The 26,962-nt window shown below is 66.0% G+C and carries 29 protein-coding genes; 17 read left to right on the top strand and 12 right to left on the bottom strand.

The window, feature by feature from the left end:
- The first annotated feature begins 165 nt into the window (after positions 1-165).
- Genes NWF24_RS18305 through NWF24_RS18290 form a run of 4 tightly spaced genes read left to right on the top strand, consistent with a single transcriptional unit; the run spans position 166 to position 3,708 of the window.
- Positions 166-1,095, top strand: coding sequence for a LysR family transcriptional regulator (locus tag NWF24_RS18305; RefSeq protein ID WP_258349767.1), 930 nt, complete (start codon positions 166-168; stop codon positions 1,093-1,095).
- Between the two features lie 35 nt (positions 1,096-1,130).
- The gene (gene pxpB / locus NWF24_RS18300; RefSeq protein ID WP_258349766.1) at positions 1,131-1,895 is read left to right on the top strand and encodes a 5-oxoprolinase subunit PxpB; all 765 of its coding nucleotides are present in this window, start codon (positions 1,131-1,133) and stop codon (positions 1,893-1,895) included.
- Entirely contained in the window at positions 1,892-2,905 is a 1,014-nt protein-coding gene (locus NWF24_RS18295; RefSeq protein WP_258349765.1) for a 5-oxoprolinase subunit C family protein, read from the top strand. The genes pxpB and NWF24_RS18295 overlap by 4 nt, the downstream gene beginning before the upstream one ends.
- Positions 2,906-2,955: 50 nt before the next feature.
- Positions 2,956-3,708: a LamB/YcsF family protein gene (locus NWF24_RS18290; RefSeq protein ID WP_258349764.1), complete on the top strand. Its 753-nt coding sequence runs from the start codon at positions 2,956-2,958 to the stop codon at positions 3,706-3,708.
- A 120-nt stretch (positions 3,709-3,828) separates the two neighbouring features.
- Here NWF24_RS18290 and NWF24_RS18285 read toward each other — a convergent pair whose 3' ends face one another.
- The 7 genes from NWF24_RS18285 to NWF24_RS18255 form a co-directional block, all read right to left on the bottom strand.
- On the bottom strand, positions 3,829-5,175 hold the full coding sequence (locus NWF24_RS18285; protein ID WP_258349763.1) for a M20 metallopeptidase family protein: 1,347 nt from the start codon (positions 5,173-5,175) through the stop codon (positions 3,829-3,831).
- A gap of 125 nt (positions 5,176-5,300) precedes the next feature.
- On the bottom strand, positions 5,301-5,555 hold the full coding sequence (locus NWF24_RS18280; protein WP_258349762.1) for an FmdB family zinc ribbon protein: 255 nt from the start codon (positions 5,553-5,555) through the stop codon (positions 5,301-5,303).
- Between the two features lie 9 nt (positions 5,556-5,564).
- On the bottom strand, positions 5,565-6,977 hold the full coding sequence (gene hydA / locus NWF24_RS18275; RefSeq protein ID WP_258349761.1) for a dihydropyrimidinase: 1,413 nt from the start codon (positions 6,975-6,977) through the stop codon (positions 5,565-5,567).
- 28 nt (positions 6,978-7,005) lie between these two features.
- A complete protein-coding gene (locus NWF24_RS18270) occupies positions 7,006-7,941 on the bottom strand; it encodes a dihydrodipicolinate synthase family protein (RefSeq protein ID WP_258349760.1) in 936 nt (311 codons plus the stop codon).
- A gap of 12 nt (positions 7,942-7,953) precedes the next feature.
- Entirely contained in the window at positions 7,954-9,102 is a 1,149-nt protein-coding gene (locus NWF24_RS18265) for an NAD(P)/FAD-dependent oxidoreductase (protein WP_258349759.1), read from the bottom strand.
- Positions 9,099-10,547 (bottom strand): FAD/NAD(P)-dependent oxidoreductase, encoded by a 1,449-nt coding sequence (locus tag NWF24_RS18260; protein WP_258349758.1) that lies wholly within the window; start codon positions 10,545-10,547, stop codon positions 9,099-9,101. Before NWF24_RS18260 ends, NWF24_RS18265 begins: the two co-directional genes overlap by 4 nt.
- Entirely contained in the window at positions 10,540-10,866 is a 327-nt protein-coding gene (locus NWF24_RS18255) for a (2Fe-2S)-binding protein (protein WP_258349757.1), read from the bottom strand. The genes NWF24_RS18260 and NWF24_RS18255 overlap by 8 nt, the downstream gene beginning before the upstream one ends.
- A gap of 204 nt (positions 10,867-11,070) precedes the next feature.
- Between NWF24_RS18255 and NWF24_RS18250 the strand changes: the two genes are divergently transcribed.
- Genes NWF24_RS18250 through NWF24_RS18235 form a run of 4 tightly spaced genes read left to right on the top strand, consistent with a single transcriptional unit; the run spans position 11,071 to position 13,994 of the window.
- Positions 11,071-11,904 carry a transporter substrate-binding domain-containing protein gene (locus NWF24_RS18250; protein WP_093078201.1) on the top strand — a complete coding sequence of 278 codons (834 nt, stop codon included), beginning with the start codon at positions 11,071-11,073 and terminating at the stop codon, positions 11,902-11,904.
- A 17-nt stretch (positions 11,905-11,921) separates the two neighbouring features.
- A complete protein-coding gene (locus tag NWF24_RS18245) occupies positions 11,922-12,590 on the top strand; it encodes an amino acid ABC transporter permease (RefSeq protein ID WP_258349756.1) in 669 nt (222 codons plus the stop codon).
- Positions 12,590-13,279: an amino acid ABC transporter permease gene (locus NWF24_RS18240; RefSeq protein WP_258349755.1), complete on the top strand. Its 690-nt coding sequence runs from the start codon at positions 12,590-12,592 to the stop codon at positions 13,277-13,279. The genes NWF24_RS18245 and NWF24_RS18240 overlap by 1 nt, the downstream gene beginning before the upstream one ends.
- A complete protein-coding gene (locus NWF24_RS18235) occupies positions 13,257-13,994 on the top strand; it encodes an amino acid ABC transporter ATP-binding protein (protein WP_309148836.1) in 738 nt (245 codons plus the stop codon). The genes NWF24_RS18240 and NWF24_RS18235 overlap by 23 nt, the downstream gene beginning before the upstream one ends.
- A gap of 23 nt (positions 13,995-14,017) precedes the next feature.
- Here NWF24_RS18235 and NWF24_RS18230 read toward each other — a convergent pair whose 3' ends face one another.
- The 3 genes from NWF24_RS18230 to NWF24_RS18220 form a co-directional block, all read right to left on the bottom strand.
- Positions 14,018-14,815 (bottom strand): GntR family transcriptional regulator, encoded by a 798-nt coding sequence (locus NWF24_RS18230; protein WP_258349754.1) that lies wholly within the window; start codon positions 14,813-14,815, stop codon positions 14,018-14,020.
- A gap of 98 nt (positions 14,816-14,913) precedes the next feature.
- Entirely contained in the window at positions 14,914-15,324 is a 411-nt protein-coding gene (locus tag NWF24_RS18225; protein ID WP_258349753.1) for a nuclear transport factor 2 family protein, read from the bottom strand.
- Positions 15,321-16,949 (bottom strand): bifunctional 3-(3-hydroxy-phenyl)propionate/3-hydroxycinnamic acid hydroxylase, encoded by a 1,629-nt coding sequence (locus NWF24_RS18220; protein WP_258349752.1) that lies wholly within the window; start codon positions 16,947-16,949, stop codon positions 15,321-15,323. The genes NWF24_RS18225 and NWF24_RS18220 overlap by 4 nt, the downstream gene beginning before the upstream one ends.
- Positions 16,950-17,098: 149 nt before the next feature.
- On the opposite strand from NWF24_RS18220, the gene NWF24_RS18215 reads away from it, so the two are divergent.
- The 9 genes from NWF24_RS18215 (at position 17,099) to NWF24_RS18175 (ending at position 24,767) form a co-directional block, all read left to right on the top strand.
- Positions 17,099-18,208: an alcohol dehydrogenase catalytic domain-containing protein gene (locus NWF24_RS18215; protein ID WP_258349751.1), complete on the top strand. Its 1,110-nt coding sequence runs from the start codon at positions 17,099-17,101 to the stop codon at positions 18,206-18,208.
- A 9-nt stretch (positions 18,209-18,217) separates the two neighbouring features.
- Positions 18,218-18,769: a cupin domain-containing protein gene (locus NWF24_RS18210; RefSeq protein ID WP_258349750.1), complete on the top strand. Its 552-nt coding sequence runs from the start codon at positions 18,218-18,220 to the stop codon at positions 18,767-18,769.
- Between the two features lie 6 nt (positions 18,770-18,775).
- On the top strand, positions 18,776-19,495 hold the full coding sequence (locus NWF24_RS18205) for an FCD domain-containing protein (protein WP_258349749.1): 720 nt from the start codon (positions 18,776-18,778) through the stop codon (positions 19,493-19,495).
- 28 nt (positions 19,496-19,523) lie between these two features.
- Positions 19,524-20,090, top strand: a complete 567-nt coding sequence (locus NWF24_RS18200) for a VOC family protein (protein ID WP_258349748.1) — start codon at positions 19,524-19,526, stop codon at positions 20,088-20,090.
- A 50-nt stretch (positions 20,091-20,140) separates the two neighbouring features.
- Positions 20,141-21,004, top strand: coding sequence for a fumarylacetoacetate hydrolase family protein (locus NWF24_RS18195; RefSeq protein WP_258349747.1), 864 nt, complete (start codon positions 20,141-20,143; stop codon positions 21,002-21,004).
- Positions 21,005-21,072: 68 nt separating this feature from the next.
- Positions 21,073-22,044, top strand: a complete 972-nt coding sequence (locus NWF24_RS18190; RefSeq protein ID WP_258349746.1) for a tripartite tricarboxylate transporter substrate binding protein — start codon at positions 21,073-21,075, stop codon at positions 22,042-22,044.
- A 10-nt stretch (positions 22,045-22,054) separates the two neighbouring features.
- Complete coding sequence (locus tag NWF24_RS18185; RefSeq protein ID WP_258349745.1) at positions 22,055-22,633, top strand: amino acid synthesis family protein; 579 nt, start codon at positions 22,055-22,057, stop codon at positions 22,631-22,633.
- A complete protein-coding gene (locus NWF24_RS18180; protein WP_258349744.1) occupies positions 22,633-23,649 on the top strand; it encodes a zinc-dependent alcohol dehydrogenase family protein in 1,017 nt (338 codons plus the stop codon). Before NWF24_RS18185 ends, NWF24_RS18180 begins: the two co-directional genes overlap by 1 nt.
- Positions 23,650-23,849: 200 nt before the next feature.
- Positions 23,850-24,767, top strand: a complete 918-nt coding sequence (locus tag NWF24_RS18175) for a LysR family transcriptional regulator (RefSeq protein ID WP_258349743.1) — start codon at positions 23,850-23,852, stop codon at positions 24,765-24,767.
- A 9-nt stretch (positions 24,768-24,776) separates the two neighbouring features.
- Here NWF24_RS18175 and NWF24_RS18170 read toward each other — a convergent pair whose 3' ends face one another.
- Both NWF24_RS18170 and NWF24_RS18165 read right to left on the bottom strand, forming a co-directional pair.
- A complete protein-coding gene (locus NWF24_RS18170; protein ID WP_258349742.1) occupies positions 24,777-25,637 on the bottom strand; it encodes a 2-keto-4-pentenoate hydratase in 861 nt (286 codons plus the stop codon).
- Between the two features lies 1 nt (position 25,638).
- On the bottom strand, positions 25,639-26,850 hold the full coding sequence (locus NWF24_RS18165) for a major royal jelly family protein (protein ID WP_258349741.1): 1,212 nt from the start codon (positions 26,848-26,850) through the stop codon (positions 25,639-25,641).
- Positions 26,851-26,962 lie beyond the last annotated feature (112 nt).

The raw sequence follows: 26,962 nt of genomic DNA, 5'->3' as shown, positions 1-26,962 counted from the left end.
TTCTCGAGGGAAGTGAGCAAGGAATTTGCTTACTGTAGAAATCGCAGTGCACCGCGTCCATCGAGGAATTTGCGCGGGCACTGTTCAGAGAAATTGAACAGCGCGCGCCCCACACCGGGGAATGAGGCTGCAACGTAGTGCGCTCGCGCACTGGATCAGGAGCAAGTGAACACCAAATTCATCGAGACCTTCGTGATGCTGGCCCGCATCTGCAGCGTGCGCCGCGTGGCGGAGCACCTCAATGCCACGCCTGGGACCATCTCGATGCGTGTGCGCAGTCTCGAGGAGGAACTGGGCGTCACGCTGTTCGACTACGACCACAAGACCATGCGCATCACGCCGGATGGCGCGCGCCTGCTGCGCCATGCCGAAGGTGTGCTGGAGGCAACGCGCGCCATCCAGGCTGCTGCGGCAAGCGGCAGCGCGATCGGTGGCCGCATCCGCGTCGGCGTGCTCGAGACGGCCGTGCACACCTGGTTGCCCGACTTCATGAAAGCAATGCGGACCCAACTGCCGCAGGTCGAAGTCGATCTCACGGTCGACCTCACTGTCGACCTGGCCGACCAGTTGATGCGGGGCACCCTGGACTTCATCCTGCGGGTGAGCAACGAGGTCGGCAGCAGTTATTCGGTCATGGAAGACCTGATGTCGCTGCCGATCCATTGGGTCGCCAGGCGCGGGCTCATTCCCAAGCGCGATGCCCTGCGCAAGACACTCTCGCACCAGTTGCTGACGCAGGTGCGCGGCACGACACCGCACATCGCCGCGGTCAATCTCGCGCAGCAGCTCGCGGCGCGCCAGGGCATGGCGCAGGGCGATCTGCGCATCTCCGGTTCACCGTCGCTGGCGGCATTGGTGTCGCTGGTGCGGGAAGGCGTCGGTGTCGGCATCATCCCCGGCTTGCTGGTCAAGGAACACATCGAACGTGGCGAACTCGTGGTGCTGCCGTTGCCCGCGCCACCCTCACTCGGCGTGGCGCTCTCGCACCAGCCCAATGCGACGCCCATCGTGCTGCGCACCGCCGACATCGCGCGACAGGCGTGCAAGGCGTATTGCAGGCGTTGCGGCACCCAGTGGGTGCAGCACCTCGGCTGACTGGCATACCCAACTTGAAACTACCTTCAACCAACATGCAAGATGCGATTCCGACGATTCCTCCCGGTCGGGCCTGCGGGTTTGCGCACCGTCTCACGGGCTGGCAAATCGAACCGGTGGGCGATCGATGCCTCCTGGTGCGCCTGGGCGATCAGGTCGGCGCCGAGGCCAGTCGCACCGTGCAGAACGTCACTGCGTACCTGTCATCGGCAGGATTACCCGGCGTGTTCGATGTGGTGCCCGCGTTCACGACCGTGGCCTTGCACTATCAGCCGCTCGCATTCGCGCGAGGCCAGGGGGCGGCGTCCCTTCAGCTGGCACGGCGCATCGAGCGGCTGCTGGGCGCTGACATTCCCGCGCTGCCAGTGAACGACCAGGTGATCGACATCCCCGCCTGCTATGGCGGCGAATACGGCCCCGACCTGGAAGATGTGGCCCGGCGCTGTGGCCTGACGGCCGATGAAGTCGTGGGGCTGCATTCCGCGACGCCGATGTCGCTCTACGTCTACTTCTTCTCGCCGGGCAACCCGTTCTTCGGTCCGGTCGATCCCCGCCTGAAGGTCCCGCGCCGCGCGACGCCGCGCCTGCTCGTGGAGGCAGGGTCGGTCGCCATCGCCAACGGCATCACATCCATCTACCAGACGGCGCTGCCCGGCGGCTGGAACGTGATCGCCCGCACCCCTTGGAGCATGTTCGATGTGACGAAGACCCCGCCGACGCGGATGCAGCCCGGCGCCCGGGTGCGCTTCCATCCGATCTCGCCTTCGCAATTCGCGCAGATGCAGGAGCCCCGGTCGTGACCCGGGGCCCGTTCGCGCACATGCAGGTTCTGCAGCCGGGCATGTTCTCGGTGGTGCAGGACCTGGGGCGCCTGGGCCACCAGCACCATGGCGTGCCAGTCACGGGTGCCATGGACGAGTGGTCGCACCGGGTTGCCAATATGCTGGTCGGCAATGCCGACGATGCGGCCGTGCTCGAATGCACGCTGACCGGCCCCGCCGTTCAGTTCAGTCGGGACACGCTGCTGGCGGTCTGCGGTGCGCAGGTCCGCATCACCGCGGGGGAGCGGCCCGTTCCCATGGGTTGCGCCGTGCTGCTGCGCCGCGGCGTGACGCTGGCTTTCGGCGAGCGCAGCAGCGGCGCCCGGATGTACCTGGCGGTGCGCGGCGGCTTCGCGACGACGCCCGTGCTCGGCAGTCGCAGCACGTACCTGCCCGGAAACTTCGGCGGTCACGAGGGGCGGGCGCTGCGCAAGAACGACCGGGTGCCGCTCGCTCCGTCGGACCCGGATGCGCCCACATTGGTGCTCGAGCGCATCCTGGTGCAGAGCGGCTTGCCGTTCGTGGCGGCAGCGCGCCTCGGAACCGAACTGCCGGACGGATCGCCCGAAGGCGTTCGCTTCATACCGGGGCCGCAGTGGAACGCCTTCTCTGCCGAGGCGAGGGAGCGCTTTGTCAGCCAGCCCTTCGCGATCTCGTCGCGATCCAACCGCATGGGTTACCGCCTCGAAGGCCCCGGCCTGCGGCTCACGAAGCCGCTGGAGATGATTTCGGAGGCCACGAGTTTCGGCACGGTGCAAGTGCCGCCCGACGGCCAGCCGATCGTGCTGATGGCCGACCGCCAAAGCGCGGGCGGCTATCCCAAGATCGCCTATGTCGCGAGCGCCGATCTCCCGCGCCTGGCCCAGGCGCTTCCGGGCGCGTCCATCCGCTTCACTCCGGTGGCCCAGCAGGCGGCCGAGCAGGCATGGCTCGATCTCGAAGACCGGCTGGCGCTGGTGCGGGAGATGGCCGCGCACGCGCTCACCTGAGCCCGCATCGAGCCGCACGCCCCCCTCACAAGGAACAAGGAAACACAGCCATGCCATCGATCGACATCAACTGCGACATGGGCGAGAGCTTCGGCCCCTGGGTCATGGGGCAGGACCTCGAGATCCTCCCGCACGTGACCTCCGCGAACATCGCCTGCGGCTTTCATGCGAGCGACCCCGACACCATGCTGAAGACAGTGCGGGCCGCCATTGCCAACGGCGTGGCGCTGGGCGCCCATCCCGGCCTGCCGGACCGCCAGGGCTTCGGACGACGCGCGATGGACATGTCTCCGGCCGAGGTCTACGCATTGGTGATCTACCAGGTCGGCGCGCTGCAGGGCTTTGCACGGTCCCAGGGCGCATCGCTACACCACGTGAAGACCCACGGCGCTCTCTACAACATGACCGTGCGGCAGCCGGCGCTCGCCGAAGCGGTGGCGCAGGCGGTGTTCGATTTCGATCCGACGCTGCAGCTCTTCGTGGCGAACAGGAACATGGCCCAGGCCGCGCGCGACAAGGGCCTGGCGGTGTGCTCCGAAGTTTTCGCAGACCGCAGCTACCAGGACGACGGTACGCTCACACCGCGCTCGCAGCCGGGCGCCATGATCGAGGACGTCGAACAGGCCATCGCGCAGGTACGGCGCATGGTGCTCGAAGGTGTCGTTCGCTCCGTGAACGGCGTCGATGTGCCAGTGACCGCCGACACCCTTTGCCTTCACGGCGACCAGCCCGGCGCCGTCGTGTTCGCCCGGCGAATCCGCGAGGCGTTGCTGGCCGACGGCATCGCCATCGCGCGCACCTGATCGTTTTTTTACTGCACGCCCGTCATGCAAGTCTCACCATGCGGTGCTGTCTGGCCGGCGCGGCCCTGGACGTGACGCGCGTGGAGCCACCACCTGCAGACTATCCCTTCCGGCCAAGGGTTACTGATTGCGGTCCGCTCGCGTCATGTGCGCAAGCGTCGCACTGGTCAGTGCACGCACCCCGATGCGCATCGCCGATTCGTCGATGGTGAACAGCGGCGAGTGATTCGTCGGGCCGGCGCGATCCGGATACGGAGAGGCGTTGAGGATCCAGAAGACCACCGGCACGCCCGTGGCGCCGAACGCGCCGAAATCTTCCGAGCCCATCGACGGCAGGATTTCCGCGACCTTGTCCTTGCCCGCCGCGGCCTTCAGTGCGTCGACAAGGGCCAGGGTGGCGGGCGCGTCGTTGACGAGCACGCCATAGCCGCCGCCGGTGTCGATGCGCACTTCGGCCTTCACGCCGTAGCTGGCCGCGATGTGCTCTGCCTTCATGCGGATCTGCTCGTGAGCGACCTTCTGGTTCTGCGCCGACAACGCGCGCACCGTGCCCGAGAGTTCGGCGGTCTCGGGCAGGATGTTGAAGCGATTGCCGCTTTGAAGCATGCCGACCGTGACCACGGTGGCACCGCCATCGATGGTCGGGTTGGTGCGATGGCTGACGATGTTCTGCAGGCCCAGCGTGATCTCCGCGGCCGCGAGCATCGGCGAGTTGGCCGCCCAGGGAGCGGCTCCGTGCCCGCCGGCACCGCTGAGCTTGATGTTGAACACGTCGATGCTGGCCAGCATCGCGCCTGGCCGATAAGAGATCGAGCCCTTGGGCGACTGCGCCCCGATGTGCTGGCCCAGCACGACATCGACCTTCGGGTTGTCGAGCACGCCGGCCTTGACCATGGCCAATGCGCCGCTGGGACGGTCGCCAGGCCCGATCTCCTCGGCCGGCTGGAACAGGAAGACCACCGTGCCGGGCAACTCGGCACGCATCGCTGAGAGCGCCTGGGCCGCACCCAGCAGCATGGCCACATGGGTGTCGTGACCACAGACATGCGCCACCGACACTTCCTGGCCGCGCCACATCGCCTTGGATTTCGAGCGGAACGGCAGATCGTTGCGCTCTTCGACAGGAAGTGCGTCCATGTCGGCGCGCAACGCGATCACCGGCCCGGGCTTGCCGCCGCGCAATACGGCCTTGATACCAGTGCCGGCGATGCCGGTCTGCACCTCGATGCCCGGGATCTTGGCCAGCACCGCGGCAATGTATTTGGCGGTCTCGACCTCTTCGTAGGCGAGTTCGGGATGCTGGTGAATGTGCCGGCGCCAGGCGATCACGTTGGGCTCGGAGGCATCGGACAAGGCAAGCGCGCGGTCGAGCAAGGGTTGCGGCGTCGCGGCCGAGGCTGCTGCGGCAACTCCGAGAGCGGTTGCGCACAGGGCCGCCTTCAAGATTTGTACGAAGTGTTTTTTCATGGTGAGCATGGTCTGCATTGAGTCTCTCGAATCCAGGCATCTGCCTTCCGGTTCGACAACGAAAGTCGGTTGCAAGAGTCGGGCCGACTCGCCATGGTCGCCTGTCGCTGCGACGCTGTCAGGGCTCAAGCATTGGCCCGTGGGCAGCAGGCGCAAACTCCGCCTGCCTGGAGTCGCCGGTAGTTCGAACCATCGCTCTGCGCTGCAGCGTGTCGCGGCTCTTCCGCGCTTCGTCGCGTGCCCAGTGAGGCCGGCACGCTCAGCACGCGGCCGGACTCCGACCCGCACGCGGGGCAGGGCGCTGGCCGATCGAACAGGGCCATCGGCCGCCGTTCGACGAACGGTCCGCAGCGCGGGCAGGCGTAGTCGTAGGTGGGCACGGAGCTACCCTACCAGCCGCCCGATTCCCCACGCGCCACATAGCGGCCGCTGCCGGTCTTGCCGAGCCATCGGTCGCCGTCGACGATGAGCTCGCCGCGCAACAGCACCTTCTTCACTTGCCCCGTCACGTCCCGGCCTTCGAACAGCGTGAAGTCGCAGTTGCCGTGCTGCGTTTTCGCCGAGATGACGTGCGGCGCATCGGGATCGAAGATCACCAGATCTGCATCGCTGCCGACGGCGATGGTGCCCTTTTGCGGAAACAGTCCGAACAGCTTCGACGGCGCTGTGGACACCAGCTCGACGAAGCGGTTGAGCGAGATGCGGCCCGCGCGCACACCGCCGTCGTAGAGCGTCGCCATGCGTGTTTCCACGCCGGGTACGCCATTGGGGATCTTCGAGAAATCATTCCGACCGTACGGCTTCTGGTTCACGCGCCCCAGGTGTCCTTCCTTCATGCAAAAGGGGCAGTGGTCGGTCGAGACCAGCTGCAGGTCGTCGGTGCGCAGCGCGGTCCACAAGGCCTGCTGCGACTCCTTGGAGCGAAGCGGCGGGCTCATCACGTAGCGCGCCAGATCGAAGTCCTCGCTGTCGTAGGCGCTGTCGTCGAAGAACAGGTAGTGCGGACAGGTTTCGGCAAACACCGGCACCCCCATGTCCCGGGCCTCGACCACATGCTTGAGCGCCTCCTTGGCCGAGAGATGAACGAAGTACACGGGCGCGTCGGCGAGTTCGGCGAGCTTGATGCCGCGGTGCGTGGCCTCGCCCTCCATGATCGCCGGCCGTGTGAGCGCGTGGTACTTGGGTGCGGTGTGCCCCTGCGCCAGCGCCTCCTTGATGAGGAGCTCGATGATGGTCCCGTTCTCGGCGTGCAGCGCGATCATGCCGCCGTGCTGCCCGACCATGCGCATGGCCTGGAAGATGGCCGCGTCGTCGACCATCACCGAACCCGGGTAGGCCATGAACATCTTGAAGCTCGAGACTCCTTCATGCCGGATCGCGTGCTGCATGTCGGCCAGCGCCTGGTCATCCACGCCGGTCACGATGACATGGAAGCCGTAGTCGATGCAGGCCCCGTCGGCGCCCTTCGCGCGGGCCCGTTCGATGGCCTCGAGCACGCCCACGCCCTTGCGCTGGAAGGCGAAGTCCACGATCGTCGTGGTGCCCCCGAAAGCGGCCGAACGCGTGCCCGACTCGAAGCTGTCGCAGGTGGTCGAGTCGCCGAAGGTGTTGTCCATGTGGGTGTGGCAATCCACCCCGCCAGGCAGCACCAGCATGCCGGCGGCATCGATGACCTCGACGTCGGCGCCGACATCGAGTGCGCGGCCAATGGCGACGATGCAGCCATCGTCGATCAGCAGGTCGGCGGTGTAGTCGTCCACGGCCGTGACGATGCGGCCGTTGCGGATGATCTTGCGGGTCATGGGCGGGGCTCTCCTTGGTCGGTTCGGTTCAGGCGTGCACGCCGGCCTCGGCCAGCGCACGTTCCAGTGCCGCGACTTCATCGCGCGGCAGCGGTCCTATCGGCGGGCGCATGGCGTCGCTCGGAAAGCGGCCCAGCAGCTTGAGGCAGGTCTTCAGGCGCGCCGTGGCGTACCCGCCGGGCGCGGTGCCGTAGATCGCCTTGGCGAGCGGGTAGATGCGGTCGTTGAGATTGCGTGCCTGCGCGAGATCGCCACGCTTGATCGCAAGGTCGAGGTCGATCACCAGCTCGGGCACGACCGCGGCCAGGCTCACCAGGCTGCCTTCGCTGCCGATCGCGAAGCAGGTCAGCAGATGCTCGTCGCCCGAGGCCATCATTGCGACGTGCGGCGCCACCCGCTTCACCAGGCGGCGGTTGGCCTCGTAGGCTGCTGCCTCCCAGCTTCCCTCCTTGATGCCGACCACATGCGGCATCTGGGCGAGCTCTGCCAGCACCTCGGGACGATAGGCGAGGGTGCCTGCGTTGACGCCGGCCTGGTAGAGCATCAGGGGCATCTGCGCGTTGGCATTGGCAATCCGGTGGTGCGTTACCGCCATGCGCGAATCTTGCGAGAGCGCCCACGAGAACGGCGGAAAGACCAGCACGGCATCGGCCCGGGCCGCCTTGGCGTCGTCGACATGACGCTGGGCCTCGAGGCTGTCTTCGGCATTGATGCCGCACACCAGCAGCGATCGTTCGCCGCAAACCTCGAATGCGATCTTGGTCACCCGGCGCTTCTCCTCGCGCGAGAGCGAGAAGTTCTCGCCGGCATGGCCGTTGATCAGCAGGCCCTTCATGCCCGGCACAAAGGCGTTGGCCTCGAGATGACGCGCCAGCGTCGCTTCGTCGATGCGGCCGTCGTCGAGCAGCGGGCACAGGGTGGCGGCATAGATGCCGTGGAAAGCGTCGGATTGTTGGGGAATCATGGGAACGGGTTATCAAGCGCCGGGCATCGGCATGCCCAACAGGCGGGCGGGATCGAAAAGAGGCAGTTCGGGCTGCTGCCCGAGGATGTGCTGGGCCATGATCCGGCCCATGAACGGACCGCTGGTGTAGCCCGAGTGGGCGCTGCCAACCACGTAGGCCCGCGGCACGCCGGGCACGTCGCCGATGATCGGCATGGCGTCGGCCGTCTCGGCCTCCAGGCCGAGCCAGATGCGCGCGATGCGGGCCTCGGCCAGGGCGGGCAGTGCATAGGCCGCCAGGCGCATGTTGCCCACGAGATTCTGCGGACGGGCCTCGACGCCACCGCGCTCGCGGTCGCCTTCGCCCTGCCAGCCGCCGCCGATCAGCACCGTGCCGTTGGCGAACTGCTTGAGCGACAACAACCCGTTGGCGACGCTGAGCACGGTGCGCATCACTGGCCGCACACGCTCGGTGATGATGAGCTGGTTGATCAGCACCTTGATCGGAATCTGCACGCCGAGCCAGGCGAGCATGTTCTCGATCCACACCCCGCCCGCGAGAACCACGCGAGTCGCCTGCAAGGGCGGCCGGCTCGCCGCGCCATCGAATCGGATTACGTGGCCCGCGTCCCCGGAGTCGATGCCTTCGACAGGCGTGTTCTCGAGCACGTCGACGCCGGCGGCCGTGAGCGCATGGCGGAAGGCGCGGCCCGTGAGATAGGCGCTCGCGAAGCCGTCGATGTCGCAGTAGCCCGCCTTCAGCAGGCCGGGATGCACGCCGGGCTCGATCTCTCTCGCGCGCGCCGGAGAAATGACTTCGATCGGCGCACCGTATTCGCGTCGGGCTTTGGCGCGCAGTTCGACCAGCTCGCACTCGGCCTCGGTGAAGGCCAGCGTGAGGCCCGGCACATGGGTTGCAAGCACGCTCATGCCCAGCCATTTCTCGGCATCTATCCACATTTGCCAGGCGCGCATTGCATAGGGCACGAGCGCAGCACGCGTCATGTGCAGCGTCAGCGTGCCGGCGTTGACGCCGGATGCCTCACGGCACAGGGGCCCGCGATCGACCAGCGCGACCCGCATGCCGCCTTGCGCGAGATGCAGCGCGGTCGAGCAGCCCATGACGCCGCCGCCGATCACGACCGCGTCGTATGCGGCCGATGAGTGCGCGTTGTCGCTCACAGCGGAGCCGCCTTGGGGATCGGGATGTCGGCGTAGGTGTAGTCGCCAGCCACCTCGGCGAGCGAGACCGGGCGCAGCGGGGCCCGGCCCGTGAAGCAGCCCACGGCTTCGCGGCTGCCAGCGTGAGCAGCGAGCAGGGCGCCCGCGATGTCCCCGCAGGTGCGGCCCTGGCAGGGGCCCATGCCGCAGCGTGTCCAGGCCTTGAGCTGGTTCATGTCGCGGGCGCCATCGCGCGCGGCGGCATCGATTTCGGCTCGCGTCACGTCTTCGCAGCGGCAAACCACCGTGTCGGGTGCGATGCTCGCGACGGCGCCTGCACGCAGTGCCATCAGACCCGCCATCGCGCGCCCGAAGCGGGCTGGCTTGTGCCATTGCGCGAGCAGTCGATCGCGCTCGCGGGAGTGGGCCTCGGCCGTCAATCGGCCCAGATCGTGGGCGCAGGCCACGGCTGCCAGTTCGCCGTGGGCGCCGGCCGCGGCGGCGCCGGCAATGCCAGCCCCGTCGCCGGCGATGTACAGACCGGCGACGGAGGTGCGACCCTGTGCATCGGTCTCGGCAATCCAGCCGCCACGCGCCGCTTCGTAGCGGTGGCGTGCGCGCAGCAGCCGGGTGACGTCGGTGCCCGGCACAAGGCCGTGCCCCACCGCGACGGCGTCCGCCTCGAAAGCCACAGGCGCGGCATGCGCAACCGGTGCACCGGTCATGTCGACCTGCTGCGCGTGAACGCGGAATCCGTTGCCGAGCGCCTCGACCGACGCGATGCCGTGGCGATAGAGCAGCGGTACACGCGCCTTGCGCAAGAGCGCCTTCCATTGCACGCCCTGCCACAGCAGATCGGGCCGGCCTGCCAGCGAGGGCAAGGTCTGCAGCCAGTCGGCCCGGCTGGCCAGGTCCAGCACGGCAGCGACCTCACCGCCGGCCTTGAGGATGCCGCTGGCCACAGCCAGCAGCAGGGGGCCGCTGCCTGCCACCAGCGTGCGGCGCCCGGGCAGCATGTTCTGGGACTTGAGGAGGATCGTGGCAGCGGCCAGGCCGATGACGCCGGGCAGGGTCCAGCCGGTGAAGGGAACGACCCGCTCGGTCGTGCCTGTTGCCACGAGCAATGCACGCGGCTGCCAGCTCGTCACGCCCTTGGGGCCGATCAGGTCGGTGCGAAGGCTGCTGCCCACGTTCCATACCTTGTGGCCGAACAGGCATCGGATGCCGGAACGGCTCAGCTCTTCGCGCAGGGCGTCGCCCTGTACGGCTTCGGCCGAGGGCCGTGCGCCCGCCGCCCGCGTGAAGCCCGGGGGCAGGGGGCGCCACACCTGTCCGCCAGCGTCGGAGTTCTCATCGACCAGCAGGACGTCGAGGCCGCAGGCCTGCGCGCGCAGCGCGGCGCGTGCACCGGCCGGTCCGGCGCCGATCACCAGCAGATCGATGGGGGAAGGGGGCGCTTCAGCCAAGACGCTGCTCCCGAAAGTCGAGCGATTCGATCTCCAGGCCCGCCGCCGCCGGCACCTGGCAGGCCGGCAGCTTGCGCCCGCCGACCCATACGAGGCATTCCTGGCAGGAGCCCATGAGGCAGAACATTCCGCGCGGTGCGTTGTCGCGCGGACTGCGCCGGAGTTCGCGCTGTCCTGCGGCAAAGAGTGCCGCCGCGACGCTCTCGCCCTCGAACGCGTCGACCGTACAGCCGTCGGCCATGAAACGCACCGCGGGCCCGCGCTGCACCGCCTGGTCGGCGCGCAGCGATGGCATCGCAGAAGTTGAGCTTTTCGTCATGAGAGGAAGTGACGGAATGAACGGGTAAACGCGAACTGGAAGACTGGACTGGACCGCTCGAAGTTTATTGTATACATTCAATATATATATCTTATATTTTTTGAAGACAAAATGCGATCTGGCATTCGTCTTGCATCCGTTTTCCCCGACATCCGGGCCGCTTCGGCGACTGGTTCAACCTTCACCCTCTAGGAGTTTTTCTCGATGAAGCAGATAAGGAACACCATCCGCCGCACCCTCCTGGTTGCCGGATCGCTCGCGCTGGGTTCGGCGCTGATGGGCCTGCCGGCCGTGAGCTCGGCCCGCACGCTCGATGAAATCGTGGCCAGCAAGAAGCTCGTGATCGGCGTCAATCCGACCTTGCCTCCGCTGGGCATCTTCAATGACAAGAATGAAATCGACGGCTTCGATGTGGACATCGCGCGCAAGCTCGGCGAACTGCTGGGCGTCAAGACCGAGATCGTGCAGGTCGGCTCACCCGACCGCATTCCCTTCGTGAGCAGCGGCAAGATCGATGCGGTGCTCGGCGCCATGACGATCACGGCCGAGCGCCAGAAGGTGATCGACTTCACCGTGCCGCTGCACACCGAAGTGCTGGGCGTGCTGACCACCAAGGCCAAGCCCTACAAGGACTGGATGGAGCTCAACGACCCGGCAGTGAGACTGGTCGAGGTGCGCGGCGCCACGCCCGTGAAGCTGGTGCAGGAAAAGCTGCCGAAGGCCCAACTGCTGCTGCTCGACAACTACCCCGATGCGGTGCGCGCCATCGCACAGGGCCGGGCCGATGCAATGATCGACGTGATGGACTTCATGACCGAGCACACGGCCAAGCACAAGGTCGACTGGCGCATCGTGGACGCACCGATCGAGGTCTACTTCTGCGGCATCGGCGTGCAGAAGGGCAATGACGCCCTGCGCGAGAAACTCAGCGCGGCCGTCAAGGAAATGCACAAGAGCGGCTACGTGGACGAGCGCTGGAAGAAGTGGTTCGGCGGCCCGATGCTGCACGATCCGCGCACCGCACCGACCTATAAATAAGGCTGCGAGGGGAGGGCATGCAATTCGACTACTCACCGGTGCTGGAGCGCATGCCCTATCTGATCGGCGGCGCCTGGCTGAGCCTGCAGATCGCGTTCCTCGCGTTTGCCTTCGGAATGCTGCTCGGCCTTGGCGGCGCCTCGGTGCGCGCCTATGGCCCGCGCTGGGCGCGCCGCGTCGTCGGCGTCTACGTGGTGTTCTTCACCAATACGCCGCAGCTGGTTCAGATCTTCTTCATCTTCTTCGCACTGCCCGATGCTGGCATCCTGCTGTCGCCGTACCAGGCCGTGCTGATCGGCATGACGCTCAATGCCGGTGCCTATCTCACCGAGATCCAGCGCGCGGGCTTCGAATCGGTGCGCCTGCCTGAACTGGAGGCCGCCGAAACGCTGGGCTTCTCGCGCATCCAGACCATCCGCTACGTGATCCTGCCGCACATCGTGCGCGTGCTGTTTCCGCCGCTGTCCAACCAGTACATCCTGATGACCCTCGGCACGTCGATGGCGGCCGTATTCGGTGTCGAGGAACTCACCGGACGGGCCTACAACATCAACTCCGAGACCTTCCGCTCGATCGAGGTGTTCTCGGTTGCCGCGGTGCTCTACATCGTGATCACGCTGATAGCCACGCTGTCGCTGGCCTTCGTCGGAAAGCGATTCTTCCGCGCCAAGATGAGGTGGTTCTGATGCTCGACCAGATCATCCAGGAGCTGCCTCGCTTCTTCAGCTACTACAACCTGCTCTTCTTCGCGAAGGCGCTGGGCGTGACCTTTGCCTTGTCGGCCATCGGCTGCGTCGTCGGGTTCTCGCTGGGCTTTCTGCTCGCGGCCGTGAGGCTGGACACCCGACCGGCAGGCCGGCCCCTGCGCGTTGCTTCGACGGTCTTCATCGAGCTGTTCAGGCGCATCCCCTTCCTCGTTACCCTGATGCTGGTGTTCTTCATCTTCCAGGGGCTCAACGCCGACCTCGCCATGTTCACCGTGGCCTTGATCAGCGTCTGCCTGATCGCCACCGCGTTCATCGCCGAAATCGTGCGAAGCGGACTCGAATCGGTGCACCGCAACCAGTGGGACGCCGCCGCGGCGATGAACTTCAGCTACCTGCAGACGCTGCGCCTCGTGATCGTCCCGCAGGCCTGGAAGATCATTCTTCCGCCGGTCTTCGGTTTCTTCGTCCTGTTCATCAAGGACACCGCGCTGGCCTCGCAAATTGGCGTTGTCGAGCTGGCCTTTGCCGGCAAGACGATGAACAACAAGGGCTTCTCGGCCACGCTTGTCTACGGCACGGTGCTGGCCCTTTATTTCATGCTGTCCTATCCGCTTGCCCGGTTCGGAAAACACCTGGAGAAAAAGCTTGCCCCAACTCGAAATCGTTGACCTGAAGGCCAACTACGGCTCACACACCGTACTCGAGCGCATCAACCTGTCGGTCGACAAGGGCGAGATCGTCAGCCTCATCGGCCCGTCAGGCTCGGGCAAGAGCACCTTGCTGCGCGTACTGATGGGCCTGCTGCCGCCGATCGAGGGCCAGGTGCGCATCGACGGCCAGGCGCTCGACTACAACGACCGCGAACAGCTGCGCCGCCTGCGTTCGCAGATGGCCATTGTGTTCCAGCAGTACAACCTGTTCCAGAACATGACGGTGCTTGACAACGTGACCGTCGCACCGATCAAGGTCAAGGGAAGGCCGCGCAAGCAGGTCGAAGACTATGCAATCCAGCTGCTCGAGAAGGTCGGCATGGGTGCCAAGCTGAAGGCATATCCCGACCAGCTGTCGGGCGGCCAGCAGCAACGCGTGGCAATCGCGCGCGCACTGGCGCTGCAGCCGGGCATCCTGCTGCTCGACGAAGTCACGGCGGCCCTCGACCCTGAACTCGTCAACGAAGTGCTGGACACTGTGCGGCTCCTGGCGGCCGAGGGCATGACGATGTTCATCGTCTCGCACGAGATGGGTTTCGTGCGCGAGGTATCGAGCAAGGTCGTTTTCATGGCCGACGGGCACGTGGTCGAGATCGGCGCGCCGCGACAGATCTTCGACGAACCCCGCGAGGCACGTACCCGCGAGTTCGTCGGCAAGATACTGCGGCACTGATCGGCTCGTGCGCCGCTGCGGGCCTACTGCGGCAGCTCGGTCACCAGCCCGTTGCTGAGCCTTGAGAGCGTATAGCGCGCAAGGTTGCGCAGATGGGCGACGACCGCTTGCTCGGCTGCCTTCTCGTTGCCTGCGATGTAGGCGTCCAGGATCGCCAGGTGCTCGGCCCTGTCTTCTTCGATGCGATTGAAGGGGTCGACCACCTCGAAGAGGCGGCACAGCACGCGCAGATGGGCGATGGTCTCGGCCAGCATTGCATTGCCGGATGCACGCGCGAACATGCCGTGAATCTCGTCATCGGCGTGCCAGTGGCTCGAGCCCTGCTGGCTCGAATCCAGGGACAGGATGTCGTCGCGCAGGCGCTGCACCAGGTCCGCGGGCACATGCCCTATGGAGAGCGACACGGCCTGCGACTCGAGCCGTTCGCGCACCTGCAGGCACTGGAAGTAGTGCGACGCCGTGATGCGTCGCACCGCATAGGAGCGCGCGTTGGCCCGCACCAGCAAGCCTTCGCCCTCGAGCCGAAGCAGGGCCTCGCGCAGGGGCGTGCGCGACATCTGGAGCCGCTCGGCCAGGCGCCCCTCCACCAGTACTTCGCCGCCGGTCAGCTCGCGCTGCAGAATGAGCCGCCGCACGACCGCGTAGGCCCGGTCGGTCAGGTTCGTCGAGGCTTCGCCGGAAGCGTCCGGCGCGGTCGCAGCGGTCTTCGTGCGCTTCACGGGCACCTGCGCGGGCTTGCGAGCGCGCGAGACCTTGCCGGGCGAAGCCGTCTTCCCGGGCTTCGCGTGCGACGTTAGCTTGATCGCGGCTTTGGGTTTCATATGATTTGTCTACAAACTGTGTGCAATCGAAGAATGCCACAGCATACGATGTCCCACTGGCCCGCTCATGGCTGTCTACCTGATCGAGCCCTCGTCAATCACGAGATGCTCATCTCCAGCGGCGTCGTCTGAAACGCCAGCTGCCGCCAGCGATCACCTTCCCGGGCCCAGACCTGCATCACGCGCGAGTCGATGCGCACGGTGCCGCTGCCGTCCTTGCGCACGGCCACGAGCAGCTGCCGGCCCGTCATGAGGGCCGTGCTGCCCAGTACCTGGACCTTCAGTTCCGAGCGGTCGATTTGCCTGTAGTCGACATGCGTACCGCCCGAGCGGAAGTAGCTCTCGTAGTTGTCGGTCTGGCCCTTGGCGTGAACGTGAACAAGGTCTGGATGAAGAATCTCGCGCAGGCGCGTGAAGTCTGCGCGCTTCATGGCGTTGCATCGCTGTGCTTCGAGATCGAGCAACAGGCGTTCAGTGTCACAGGACGGGGGAGGGGTGGCTTCGTTCATGCTGCGCTCCGGGCAGTGGGAGTTTTCGGATTCGCTCGGGTTGGAGGCTGGATGCCGATGTCCCGGGAGGCTCGTTGCATCAGAACCGCGGCGTCTTCGAGGGTGCGTGCCACGCCATAGACCAGATGATCCGGCCTCACCAGTGCGGCCTCGCATCCATGGCGCTCGAACCAGGCCGCCAGAATGCCGTCGGCTTCGGCCAGCTTCACCACGCCGGGCGCCGTCGTCGTGGCATCGATGCACAGCAGCTGCGCGCCGAGGCTCGCTGCCGACGTCTCCAAGGCCTGAAGCGCCACCGGGTCGGGCGCATGACGCAGCACCAGCAGGAACCCGGGCTGCAGCAGGTCGTCCATCATCTGCGGCGCAACGCCGGGCTCGATGCATCCCATCGCCTGGGGAAAGGGCGTACCCGCGGGCAACTCGTCGCGTTCGATCAGTCCGTGGTGCACGCCGGGCAGCAGGCTCTGGCGCAGTTGCATCCGCACCTGTCCGCCTTGCTGCTCGCGCAGGCGAAGGTCGCGTTCGGCGGCGCGCACCGGGTCGCGCTCGCAGATGATCTGGCCCAGCCGCTTGACGGTCGCCGTCACGTCCTCTACCTGGGGTCCACGCTCGTCGCCATAGCTGTCCAGCAGGCTTTCGGGGGCGCGCCCCTCGAGCACCCATTGGAGCTTCCAGGCGAGGTTGACGGCATCGCGCAAGCCCTGGCACATGCCCTGGGCCAGGAAGGGCGGCATCTGGTGCGCGCTGTCGCCCGCCAGCAGCACGCGGCCTTTGCGCCATTGCTCGAGCACCACCGCATGGAAGCGGTAGGCCGCCGCGCGCCAGATGCGTGCGTCCGCGGGCGTGAGCCAGGGGGCGAGCAGCTGCCAGATGGCCTCGTGCGGCATCTCGCGCTGCTCGGCCTCGTCGGCAAGCAGCAGGAACTCCCAGCGCCGGTGGGTGCCCGGACCCACGACGTAGGTGCAGGGCCGCGACGGGTGGCAGTACTGGACATTGGTGGCGGGCAGCCGGTCGAGCTTGTCTTCGTCGACATGCATGTCGACCACGATCCAGGGCTCGTCGAAGTCGAGGCTCTTGAGCGTCAGGCCCATCTGCTTGCGCGTGGGGCTGGTGCCGCCGTCGCAACCGACGACGTAGCGTGCGCGCAGTTGCACCTGCGTGCCGTCGGGCCTGCGAACGTCGAGTTGTGCATGGGCCTGTGACTGGCTCAGCTGCAGCACCTCGTGCCCGAGATGGATCGACACGCCGGGGAGCTTGCCGACGGCCTGGCGCAGCGAGGCTTCCAGCGCCGGCTGGTTGAAGGTGTACGACGGCGCCCACGCGAGCGGATAGGGCGACGGCCCCATGTCGAAGTGCTGGATGGGTTCGCCGTCGCTGCCCTGGTAGATCGTCGGGCGGTAGGACGTCATGTGCGGCGCCAGCGTGCCGGCGATGCCGATCTCCTGGAACACGCGCAGCGCTTCGTGGTCGAGCGCGAAGGCGCGCGGCAGCGGGTAGATCTGCTGCGACTTGTCGAACACCGCGACGCGCAAGCCGCGTTGGCCGAGCAGCGCCGCGAGCGTTGCGCCGACGGGGCCGAAGCCGATGATCGCCACGTCGACGGGTTCCGGGTTCTGTTGGAGCATGGTCTGTGTTGAATGCATGAATCAAGAATTGTGCATAAAACATGATTTCGTGCGCAAAGGGTTATCACTGATGACGCCGTGCCTCGCGGTCGAAAAGAATGCACAAAACAAGATTTGTGCATCTAGACATCAATCAGCCAGGAGACGCCATGACGACGATGAAAGCCGCCCGACTGCACCAGGTCGGCGCCCCGATGGAGGTCGAGCAACTTCCGATTCCTCAGCCCGCCGCCAACGATGTGCAGGTGAGGGTGCGTGCGTGCGGCATCGTGCCCAACCTCGGCAACATCCTGGCCAACTGGACGACCTGGTTCCCGGAGCTGCCGCTGCCGCCGCTGCCCGCGGTCTTCGGGCTGGACCCGGCCGGCGAAGTGACGGCGGTCGGCTCCCATGTGCACACGTGGAAGCCGGGCGACCGCGTCTACGTGAACCCGAGTCTCTACTGCGGCGGCTGCCGCGCCTGCCGCAACGGCGACCTCATCAACTGCACGCACTACGCGTTCAGCGGCTATTTCGGCTTCTCGCAGAACTCGCTCAAGCTCTACAAGAACTATCCGTTCGGCGGCCTGTGCGAATACATGATCGCGCCCCAGTACGCGCTGGTGAAGCTGCCGGACAACGTGAGCTTCAACCAGGCGGCGCGCTTCGGCTACCTCGGCACCATGTACTCCGCGATGCGCAAGGCGCAGGTCGGCCCCGGCAGGAGCGTGCTGATCAACGGCATCAGCGGCACGCTCGGCATCGGCGGCGCGCTCTTCGGCCTGGCCATGGGCGCCACGCGCATCCTGGGCACCGGGCGCAACCGCGAACTGCTGGAGCGCGTCAAGGCGCTGGCACCCGATCGCATCGAGGTCTTCTCCAATGCCGACGGCGAGGCCATCGACGCCTGGGCCAAGGCCCGCACGAACGGGCTGGGCGTGGACACCTTCATCGACGCTCTGGGCCCCGGCGCGCCGCACGACACTTTCCAGCAGGGCGTGCGTGCCCTCAAGCGCGGCGGCCGCGCCTACAACATCGGCGCCATCGCAGGCATGGTGGGGATGGACCTGCACACCATGATGGACGAGCAGCAGAGCATCGAGGGCTCGGCCTGGTTCACGGCCGGTGAAGGGCAAGACATGGCCGACATGGCCGAGGCGGGCACGCTCGATCTCTCGGTGTTCGAGCACGTGTGCTATCCGCTGGACCGCATCAATGAAGCGATCTCGGGCATCGCGAGCCGCAACGGCGGCTTCAGCAACTTCGTCATCAATCCCTGAAAGCGCGCCATGAAGATCAGACGGGTAGTGGCTGGCACGGGTGCCGACGGCAAGGCGAAGTTCCTTTCGGATGGCGCGGCGCCGCGCAGCGCCCTGTTCACGACCGTGCCCGGCTTTGCCGCGGCGCTGCTGTGGGCCACCGATGCTTCCGACTGCGTGGGCACCGGCGCCGTGGGCGACCGCTCGGGCGAGGCGGGCTTCGTGCCTGCCGCTGGCGGGACGCGGCTCATGATGGTCACGTTCCCGCCCGATGCGGTGATGATGCGCGCCGACTTCGACGCAGCCGCCTTCGGCGCCGAGTTCGGCCGCCTGGTTCCCGGCCTGGCGGAGACCTTCGAGCCCGATCACCCCGGCATGCACACCACCGACAGCATCGACTACGACATCGTGCTCGAAGGCGAGATCACGCTCGAGCTGGACGATGGCGCACAGGTGCTGCTGCGCCAGCACGAGGTTGCCGTGCAGCACGGCAACCGGCATGCATGGCGCAACCTCGGCGACCGGCCCGCGACCATGCTGTTCGTGCTCGTGGGCACCAGGCGAGCGGGAGGCCAGGGATAAAAGACCATGCATAAAATTAATTCCATGCACAAACAAGAAACCTCCACCGCTTACGAGCCACCACTGGTCGAGCAGGCCTTCACCCGCTTGCGGCAAGACGTTCTGGCCGGCACGTTCGAAGCCGGCGCCAAGCTCAAGCTCGACGAGCTCCAGTCGGCCTACGGCTATTCGAGCAGCCCGCTGCGCGAGGCGCTCAGCCGGCTGGCGCAGGAAGGGCTGATCCGCGCCGACGAGCGCCGCGGCTTTCGCGTGGCGCCGATCTCCGAGGACGACCTGGCCGACATCACGCGCATGCGCGTCATGCTCGACGTGCCTGCGCTGCGGGAAGCTATTGCCCATGGCGACGACGCCTGGGAGGCGGACATCCTGGCTGCGTACCACCGCCTGGAGAAGGTCGAGTCTCGCCTGAGTGACGGGCCCGTCATTCTCGACAACGACTGGTCGCAGCTGCACCGTGCCTTTCACCTCGCGCTGGTGGCTGCATGCCCCTCCTTGCGCCAGCGCGTCTGGGGCGCGAGCCTGTTCGACCAGGCGGAGCGGTACCGGCGCTTTTCTGCTCGTCACAGGAAGACCGCGCGCCGCAAGTCGAACGAGCACAGGAAGATCATGGACGCCACCTTGCGCCGCGACGCCGACACGGCCTGCGCCTTGCTCGAAGAGCACATCCTGAGCACGCAGCGCAACGTGCTGGCCGCACTCAAGGCCGCCCAGGCCGCGCAATCGTAGGGCCACCGGCCCCTTCACAGGAGACAGCATGCTCAAGGTCGCCCGACCCACGCCTTCGCATTTCGGAATCTTCGTCACGGACCTGGACCGGATGGTGGCCTTCTACACCGAGACCTTCGACCTCACGATCACCGATCGCGGCGAAGGCCGCACCTTCAAGAACCAGCTGGTGTTCACCAGCGCCAGCCCGGACCAGCATCACCAGCTGGTGCTGGCCTCGGGCCGCCCGGCCGAGGCGAAGTTCAGCACCGTGATGCAGATCTCCTTCGTGGTGCCGAGCATTCAATACCTGCGCGATATTTCCGCGCGCGCCGAGGCCCGGGGCGCCACCAGCATCCGCGGCCTGAATCACGGCAACGCGCTCTCGGTCTACATGCTCGACCCGGAGGGCAACACGGTGGAGATCTACGTCGACACGCCGTTTTACGTGGCGCAGCCGCACGGCGATCCGCTCGATCTTTCGAAGGACGACGAGACGCTCATGCGCGAGACCGAGGAGGCCTGCCGCAAGGACCCCACCTTCATGCCGCTTGCGCAGTGGCAGGCGCAGTTCGAGTCGCGTTCGCCCGCTGCGTGCACGGCGCCTGCCACCTGACGCCTGACGCATCCCGTCTTTTCCGCACACCCATTTCAACCGGAGTTCACATGAAGCTTTTGTCATTTGTCCATCAAGGCCGCGAAACCTGGGGCGCAGTCGTCGGCGACGGCGTTGTCGACCTCGGCAAGGCGCGGCCCCAGCATGCGGGCCTGGCCGACTACATCGCCTCGGGCGAGTACCTGCGGGCGGCGCAGCACGTCGAAGGCCTGCCGGTGGCGGCGAAGCTGGCCGACATCACCTTCCTGCCGGTGATCCCGCGCTCCGAGAAGATCGTGTGCGCCGTGCGCAACTACATGGACCATCACCAGGAGGTGCTGGCCGCCGGCATGCATCGCGAACTGTCGGAGCAGCCGCCGATCTTCCTGCGCGTGTGGCGTTCGCAGTGCGGGCACAACCAGCCGATCGTGCGGCCGCACGTGTCGGAATCGCTGGACTGGGAAGGCGAGCTCGCCGTCATCATCGGCAAGGGCGGGCGCAACATTGCGGAGGCCGACGCCTTCGACCATGTGGCGGGCTACTCTTGCTACAACGACGGCAGCGTTCGCGAGTGGCAGTTCCATGCCAAGCAGATCGCCTCGGGCAAGAACTTCGAATCGACTGGCGGCTTCGGTCCCTGGATGGTGACGGCCGACGAGATCGCGCCCGGCCGCGAGCTCAAGCTTGAGACCCGGCTCAACGGCGAAGTCGTGCAGAGCAGCCACACGGGCCACATGATCTTCAACATTCCGAAGCTCATCAGCTATGCCTCGACGATCTTCACGCTAACGCCCGGCGACGTGATTGCCACCGGCACGCCCGCAGGCGTGGGCTGGAGCAAGAAACCGCCGCGCTTCATGAAGCCGGGCGACGTGTGCGAGGTCGAGATCGAAGGCATCGGCGTGCTGCGAAACCCGATCGTGCAGCAGGACTGACGTCTTTCGGCCGCGCGGTGGCGGCACAAGCACCGGCCTTCCTACAAGAACCATTCGGAGACAAATTCATGCGGCGCAGACGATTGCTCGTCGCCGCAGGCCTTGCCATGGCCTGCGCGGCTCCCCTTGACGGCATGGCCCAAGGCTACCCGGACAAGCCGATCAAGGTCTACCAGGGCTTTGCAGCCGGCGGCAACGCCGACACCATCGCGCGCGTGGTCGGCGCGGAAATGACCAAGGGGCTGGCGCAGCCCTTCGTGGTGGAGGCGCAGGCCGGGGCAGGGGGCACCATCGCCGCGGCGACGGTGGCGCGTGCCAAGCCCGACGGGTACACGCTGCTGCTGGCCACGGGCGGCCATGCCGTGGCCGGCGCCCTCTACAACAAGCTCGGCTACCAGACGGTGTCGGACTTCCAGATGGTCTCCACGATCACCTACTTCCCTTTCCTGCTGGTGGTGCGGGCCGACTCGCCATACCGGGGGCTTTCCGAAGTGCTGGCCGCGGCACGTGCCGATGCGCGCAGCGTGTCGTACGGGTCCGCGGGCATCGGTTCGACGCACCACCTTGCCGGCGAGCTGCTGGTGAAGAGCGCCAAGGCCGAGATGCTGCACATCCCCTATCGAGGGGATGCGGCCGTGGTCACGGCGCTGCTCGGCGGCGAGGTGCCGATGATCATCGCGCCGCCCACGGCCGTGATGGCCAACATCAAGGCAGGCAAGCTGCGGGCGCTGGCCACCACTGGCGCGCAGCGATGGAGCCAGATGCCGGAGTTGCCGACCGTGGCCGAGCAGGGCGTGCCCGGCTACGACGTGCGCTCCTGGGCCGGCTTCATGGCACCGGCCGGCACGCCGCGCCCGATCGTCGATCGCCTGCAAGCCGAGACGCTCAAAGCCCTGCAGGCGCCGGGCGTGCGTGCGCGGCTGGAAGAGATGGGCGGCGAAGCGCGCGGCAGCACGCCGGAAGAAATGACCACGATGGTGGCCGCCGAGCTGAAGCGGTGGACCGCCGTCGTGAACGATGCACACATTCCCAAGCAATGAGGTCAATTCCATGTCACTGATCGAGATCCGCAAGCGCAGCCTTTCCATTGAAACGATCTACCACGAAGGCGGCCCACCGGCCGCGACGCCGCTCAGGCTGGCGGCCGCCTGCGCGGTCATTCACAACCCCTACGCGGGACGGTACGAGCCGGACCTGATGCCCTTCATGGCCGAGCTGCGCTCGCTCGGCACGCTGCTTGCCACCGAACTGGTCGAGGTGCTCGGGCGGGACAAGATCGAGGTCTACAGCAAGGCCGCGATCGTCGGCGTGAACGGAGAGCTGGAGCACGGCGCGGTCTGGCACGAAGCCGGGGGATGGGCCATGCGCAGCATCCTGGGCGAGCCGAAGGCGATCGTTCCCTCGGCCAAGGCGGTGGCCGCCACCGGCTACCGGCTCATGGTGCCGCTGCACTACATCCATGCCGCGTACGTGCGCAGCCACTACAACTCGATGGAGGTGGGCATCCAGGATGCGCCGCGTCCGAACGAGATCCTGTTCGCACTGGTGATGGGCACGGGAGGGCGGGTGCACGCACGCCTGGGCGGGCTCACCAAGGAGCAGGTGGTCGTGCACGACGGGCAACGGTGATGCCAACCATGAAGGCGATTCAACTCGAGGCCCCCGGCGGCCCGGATGTTCTGCAACTGGTGGAGCTGCCCCTGCCGCAGCCGCAGGCGGGCGAAGTGCGCGTCAAGGCGATGGCCATCGGTGCCGGTGGCCCCGACGTGCTGATCCGCAACGGCACCTACAAGTGGATGCCGCCCATGCCGGCGATTCCCGGCAACGAGATGGCCGGCGTCGTCGATGCAGTCGGACCCGGCGTTACGGCCTTGCGGGTCGGCCAGCGCGTGTTCGTGAGCGCGCGGGAACTGAAGCAGCGCGGCGGCTGCTACGCCGAAGCCATCTGCGTGCCCGAGGCCGCGCCATTCGTTCTTCCCGATGCGATCCGCTTCGAGGATGCCGTCAGTCTTGGAAACTTCCAGCTCGCACTGGCCATGCTGTCGAGCAACGGCAACTCGCCTGCGGCTTCCGTCCTGATTCCCGGTGCGGCGGGTGGCGTGGCCACGGCACTGGTGCAGGTGGCGCGCGATCGCGGCCTGCATGTGATCGGGACGGCCTCGACGCCGGAGAAGAAGGACTTCGCGCTGGCCAATGGTGCGCACGAAGTCATCGAGAGCGACCCCCAGGGACTGACCGAGAAGGTCATGCAGCTCACCGGCGGGCGCGGCGTCGACCTGGCCTTCGACCATCTCGGAGGCGCGCACTTCATTGCCTGCCTGCGTGCCCTGGCGCCGTTCGGAATGGCAGTCTCCTACAACATCGTCACCGGCCCGCCGGCGGGTGACGTGTTCGAGGAACTGCGCAAGTTGCTGGGCAAGAGCCTGGCGGTGCGCACTTTTTCGATTCACGCCATCGACGCCGATGCCGCTCAACGGCGGGGGCTGATGGAGTCGGCCATTGCCCTGATGGCCGCGGGCCGCGTTCGTGCGCCGAAGGCGGCACTCTTTGCGCTTGAAGACGCGCGCCGCGTGCACGAACTGCTCGACAGCGGAGGCATGCTCGGCAAGAGCGTGTTGCTGCCTCCGGCTGTGCGAGGGCGCTGACATGGTGGCGCGCGACCGGGGAGACGCTGGAAAAGGTTGCTGACACCCTCGACGAATGATGAGGTCCTTGGCGTGGCAGGACCACGAGCGCGCTAGAAGAGCCCGGGCGTGACGGTTAGGCGATTGCTTTCCCCCTTGGGACGAATAACATTCGGCGCTGTTGTAGAGCAGTTCGTAGTCTCGCCAAGTTGAATGGATCGATGAAAATTCAGAACATCGAAGATCTGCGTCTCCTGGTCGAGACCGCGCGCACCGGCTCTCTCACCGCTGCAGCCCAGGTGCTGAAAGTCACACCCGCAACTGCCAGCAGCATGCTCAAGCGACTCGAAGGCCAGTTGGGGGCACGGCTCTTCGAGCGATCCACGCGCTCCATTCGGCTGACGAGCCAAGGCCAGAACCTGTTGGGCTACGCCAGCCGCGCGTTGGCGCTGATCGACGAAGGTGAGGCGCAGGTGCTGTCGGAAAGCTCCACGTTGTCGGGGATGGTGCGCGTCGCGGCGCCGTCGGATCTGGCTCGCAGCGTGTTGCTGCCTTGGTTCGACGAGTTTCTTGCTGCCAATCCAGCTTTGCGTCTGGGGTTGTCGGTCAGTGACAGGGTGCACGATGTGCTGCGCGACCCTGTCGATGTCGCCCTGCGCTACGGCACGACTACCGACCCCAACGCCGTCGTGCGAGGCCTTGCCATGACGCGCCGCGTGTTGTGCGCGTCCCCACGTTATCTCGAACGTTTTGGCACGCCTCAAACACCCGAGGACTTGCATCGCCACAACTGCTTGATCTTTGAACTGCGCAGCGCGCGATATGTCGACTGGCGTTTCGAGCGAGATGGCGAATGGGTTGGCGTGCAAGTAGCAGGCGATCGCGAGGTCGATGACGCATCCATTGCCCACCAGTGGGCGCTGGCGGGCGAGGGCATCCTCTACAAGTCGGAGTTGGATCTGTTGCACGCTTTGGCATCGGGGCAACTGGTGCGCCTGCTGCCGCAGTGGCGTGGTGAACGCTATCCGTTGAACGCAGTGTTTCCCAGTAACCGCTTCATTCCCCAGCGGGTGAGGAGCTTTGTCGATTTCATTGCCGCTCGTCTGGCGCAGGTGCCAATACTGCAGTCGCCTGGTTGAATGGACGTGCTATTTGAAGTTCACGTTGACAGAGACCTTGCCTGGCAATCCTTCATAGGTCGCGGTAATGCCGGATCCCGATCGGGGCGGCAGCAGAGGTGAAAAAGAACCGAGACTGATGAGATCGCCCGGCTTCAGTTTCAATCCCTCGGTTGCGAGCGCTCCTGCAAGCCAGACGACCGCCTGGAGCGGATGGCCGAGCAGGTCGCTGCCGCGGCCCTCCGCGAGTGCCGTGCCTTTGTCATCGGTCACCCGGATCTTCATGTCGCGCAGCGCGTCCAGCATCGCATAGCGATCGGCGCGCATGGCCGGTATGCCAATCGGCTGACCCGCCACGCCAAGCCGGGCGGCGACGTTGATTGCAGCGAGTCCCGCGCCATCCAGCCGTTGCGGTGCCTGCACCATGAGATCGGGCAATTCGATGAACGGGATCACCTGATCGATCGCATCGAGAACTTCCTGCGGAGTCTGTGCGACGTTGATGGCATCGCTGCGTACGCGCACCAGCATGTCGGCTTCGAACAGCGGCCGCGCGCCGAACGTGGCACCCACGACCGCCCCATTGGCCAGCACCATGCCCTCATAGAGTCGTCCCCACACCGGCTTGTCGGTGTTGAAGCGCTTTTGCACTGCGGCGTTGGTCAGCCCGGCCTTGTAGCCGATCGCCGGGCCAAGCCGCGGAACGAGAAGCGCATGGAGCTTCGCGCGGGTGCACGCGGCATCGACATCGCTGAGACCCTCGGGTGCGGCGACGGGGGTTCGGGTGGTGTACTTTTCGACGAAGTCAGCAACGGCCGCATCGTCAAGGCAAGCCGCGTGGGCTCCGACGCCCCCACAGACAGCCAGGCAGGCGAGAAGGTATCGCACCATCTCAGAAACCCGGCTGGCCGGCGGCGAGTGGCTTGAAGCGGTAGACCCGATAGGGTGCCTTGTTCTTCGCAATGCCATCGGCTTGCAAGGCGCTCGTCAATGTCAGTTGTGCTGCGCCGGTGTACATGTGGCCGTCACTGTTGTAGGTCACGCCATCGGGCCACACCATGTCAGGATCAGCGACAAGGCGACGGTACTTTCGGGTGTCCGGCGGAATGATGCCAATGGCGCGTTCGCCGACCTCGGTGAGGTACAGATTGTTGTCTCGGTCAATCGACAGGCCGCCGTTGAAAGGCTTGTCGGCATAGGTCTGGACCTTGGCGCCCAGCTGGGTTGCATCGAGCTTGCGATTGAGCAAATCGCTCATGCGAATGCGGTACATCTTGTAGCCGGAAAGCGGTGCGAAATAGAGCCATTCGCTGCGGTGATCCAGTGCGATGCCGTCCACGCCGACATGAAGCGCGAAGGTCCCGGCGGTCGACGTGCCTTGGTCCCACCGGATGGGGTCCTTGACGGGCTGAACGCTCGGGTGCCCTTGCAAAAGACGTCGACTCTTGCCGGTCGCAAGATCGACGACCACCAGCGCCGCCTTGTCGCCCGTACCTTTGGAATCCTCGCCGATCGCCTCGTCCGCCACAACAATCACGTTGTGCTTTGCGTCCACGACGAAGTCGTTGTGCTGTGACTCTGTGACCGTCGCCTCATCGGTGATTCGTATGACGCGCTCTAATTTGTTGCGCCGGGTGTTCCACCCCACCAACTTGGGAACCAGGCCAGCGGGACGCCCTGATGCCTTGTCGACCGATTTGGCCGAATCCAGCATCCAGAGGATTCCCTTGCTGTCTGTGTGCAGGCCAAGCACCCAGTCGAGGCAGTGGTCGAATTCCTTTTTCCAGCTGCCGTCGGGGTTCTTGCAACTCTGCCATTCGGCACTTGGATAGGGCGTTGTGGACTTGCGGTCCTTGTTCAGTAAGGCGACCTGCACTGTCGGTGAGTAGAAGGGGTGGTAGCCGATCACGATCTGGCCGTTGCCCAACTGGGTAATGCCGCCGACGCCGGCGGCATCCAGTTCTGCATAGAGCTCTGGCTTCGCCACTGGGGCGTCGCTCGCATTGGCTTCGGCGAACGCCGAAGACGGCGCAATGGCGATAGCAAAGATATAGGCGCAGCCAACCAGGACCGCGCGCATGCGGCTGCGGGAAATCGTGCTCATTTTTTAGTCTCCAGTCGTTTTTGAACTACCAGAGTCCGTCGTGTCGCGGACTCTCTGCGAGTCAGTGTCATGGCTGAGCAGGCGCATGAAAAGCAGCGAAACGGCGAAACAC

Source organism: Variovorax paradoxus (assembly GCF_024734665.1).
Classification (GTDB): Bacteria; Pseudomonadota; Gammaproteobacteria; order Burkholderiales; family Burkholderiaceae_C; genus Variovorax.
Note: the sequence above shows the minus strand (reverse complement) of the source record. Positions and strands in the feature narration are given on the sequence as shown.

Excerpts from the sequence above, each read along its gene's own strand:
- NWF24_RS18195 (WP_258349747.1), top strand. The coding sequence starts at position 20,141 with ATGAAGCTTTTGTCATTTGTCCATCAAGGCCGCGAAACCTGGGGCGCA.
- NWF24_RS18225 (WP_258349753.1), bottom strand. The coding sequence starts at position 15,324 with ATGAACGAAGCCACCCCTCCCCCGTCCTGTGACACTGAACGCCTGTTG.
- NWF24_RS18220 (WP_258349752.1), bottom strand. The coding sequence starts at position 16,949 with ATGCTCCAACAGAACCCGGAACCCGTCGACGTGGCGATCATCGGCTTC.
- hydA (WP_258349761.1), bottom strand. The coding sequence starts at position 6,977 with ATGACCCGCAAGATCATCCGCAACGGCCGCATCGTCACGGCCGTGGAC.
- NWF24_RS18270 (WP_258349760.1), bottom strand. The coding sequence starts at position 7,941 with ATGATTCCCCAACAATCCGACGCTTTCCACGGCATCTATGCCGCCACC.
- NWF24_RS18250 (WP_093078201.1), top strand. The coding sequence starts at position 11,071 with ATGAAGCAGATAAGGAACACCATCCGCCGCACCCTCCTGGTTGCCGGA.
- NWF24_RS18245 (WP_258349756.1), top strand. The coding sequence starts at position 11,922 with ATGCAATTCGACTACTCACCGGTGCTGGAGCGCATGCCCTATCTGATC.
- NWF24_RS18285 (WP_258349763.1), bottom strand. The coding sequence starts at position 5,175 with ATGAAAAAACACTTCGTACAAATCTTGAAGGCGGCCCTGTGCGCAACC.
- NWF24_RS18175 (WP_258349743.1), top strand. The coding sequence starts at position 23,850 with ATGAAAATTCAGAACATCGAAGATCTGCGTCTCCTGGTCGAGACCGCG.
- NWF24_RS18230 (WP_258349754.1), bottom strand. The coding sequence starts at position 14,815 with ATGAAACCCAAAGCCGCGATCAAGCTAACGTCGCACGCGAAGCCCGGG.
- NWF24_RS18170 (WP_258349742.1), bottom strand. The coding sequence starts at position 25,637 with ATGGTGCGATACCTTCTCGCCTGCCTGGCTGTCTGTGGGGGCGTCGGA.
- NWF24_RS18210 (WP_258349750.1), top strand. The coding sequence starts at position 18,218 with ATGAAGATCAGACGGGTAGTGGCTGGCACGGGTGCCGACGGCAAGGCG.
- NWF24_RS18255 (WP_258349757.1), bottom strand. The coding sequence starts at position 10,866 with ATGACGAAAAGCTCAACTTCTGCGATGCCATCGCTGCGCGCCGACCAG.
- NWF24_RS18200 (WP_258349748.1), top strand. The coding sequence starts at position 19,524 with ATGCTCAAGGTCGCCCGACCCACGCCTTCGCATTTCGGAATCTTCGTC.
- NWF24_RS18185 (WP_258349745.1), top strand. The coding sequence starts at position 22,055 with ATGTCACTGATCGAGATCCGCAAGCGCAGCCTTTCCATTGAAACGATC.
- NWF24_RS18165 (WP_258349741.1), bottom strand. The coding sequence starts at position 26,850 with ATGAGCACGATTTCCCGCAGCCGCATGCGCGCGGTCCTGGTTGGCTGC.
- NWF24_RS18180 (WP_258349744.1), top strand. The coding sequence starts at position 22,633 with ATGCCAACCATGAAGGCGATTCAACTCGAGGCCCCCGGCGGCCCGGAT.
- NWF24_RS18205 (WP_258349749.1), top strand. The coding sequence starts at position 18,776 with ATGCATAAAATTAATTCCATGCACAAACAAGAAACCTCCACCGCTTAC.
- NWF24_RS18240 (WP_258349755.1), top strand. The coding sequence starts at position 12,590 with ATGCTCGACCAGATCATCCAGGAGCTGCCTCGCTTCTTCAGCTACTAC.
- NWF24_RS18190 (WP_258349746.1), top strand. The coding sequence starts at position 21,073 with ATGCGGCGCAGACGATTGCTCGTCGCCGCAGGCCTTGCCATGGCCTGC.
- pxpB (WP_258349766.1), top strand. The coding sequence starts at position 1,131 with ATGCAAGATGCGATTCCGACGATTCCTCCCGGTCGGGCCTGCGGGTTT.
- NWF24_RS18215 (WP_258349751.1), top strand. The coding sequence starts at position 17,099 with ATGACGACGATGAAAGCCGCCCGACTGCACCAGGTCGGCGCCCCGATG.
- NWF24_RS18290 (WP_258349764.1), top strand. The coding sequence starts at position 2,956 with ATGCCATCGATCGACATCAACTGCGACATGGGCGAGAGCTTCGGCCCC.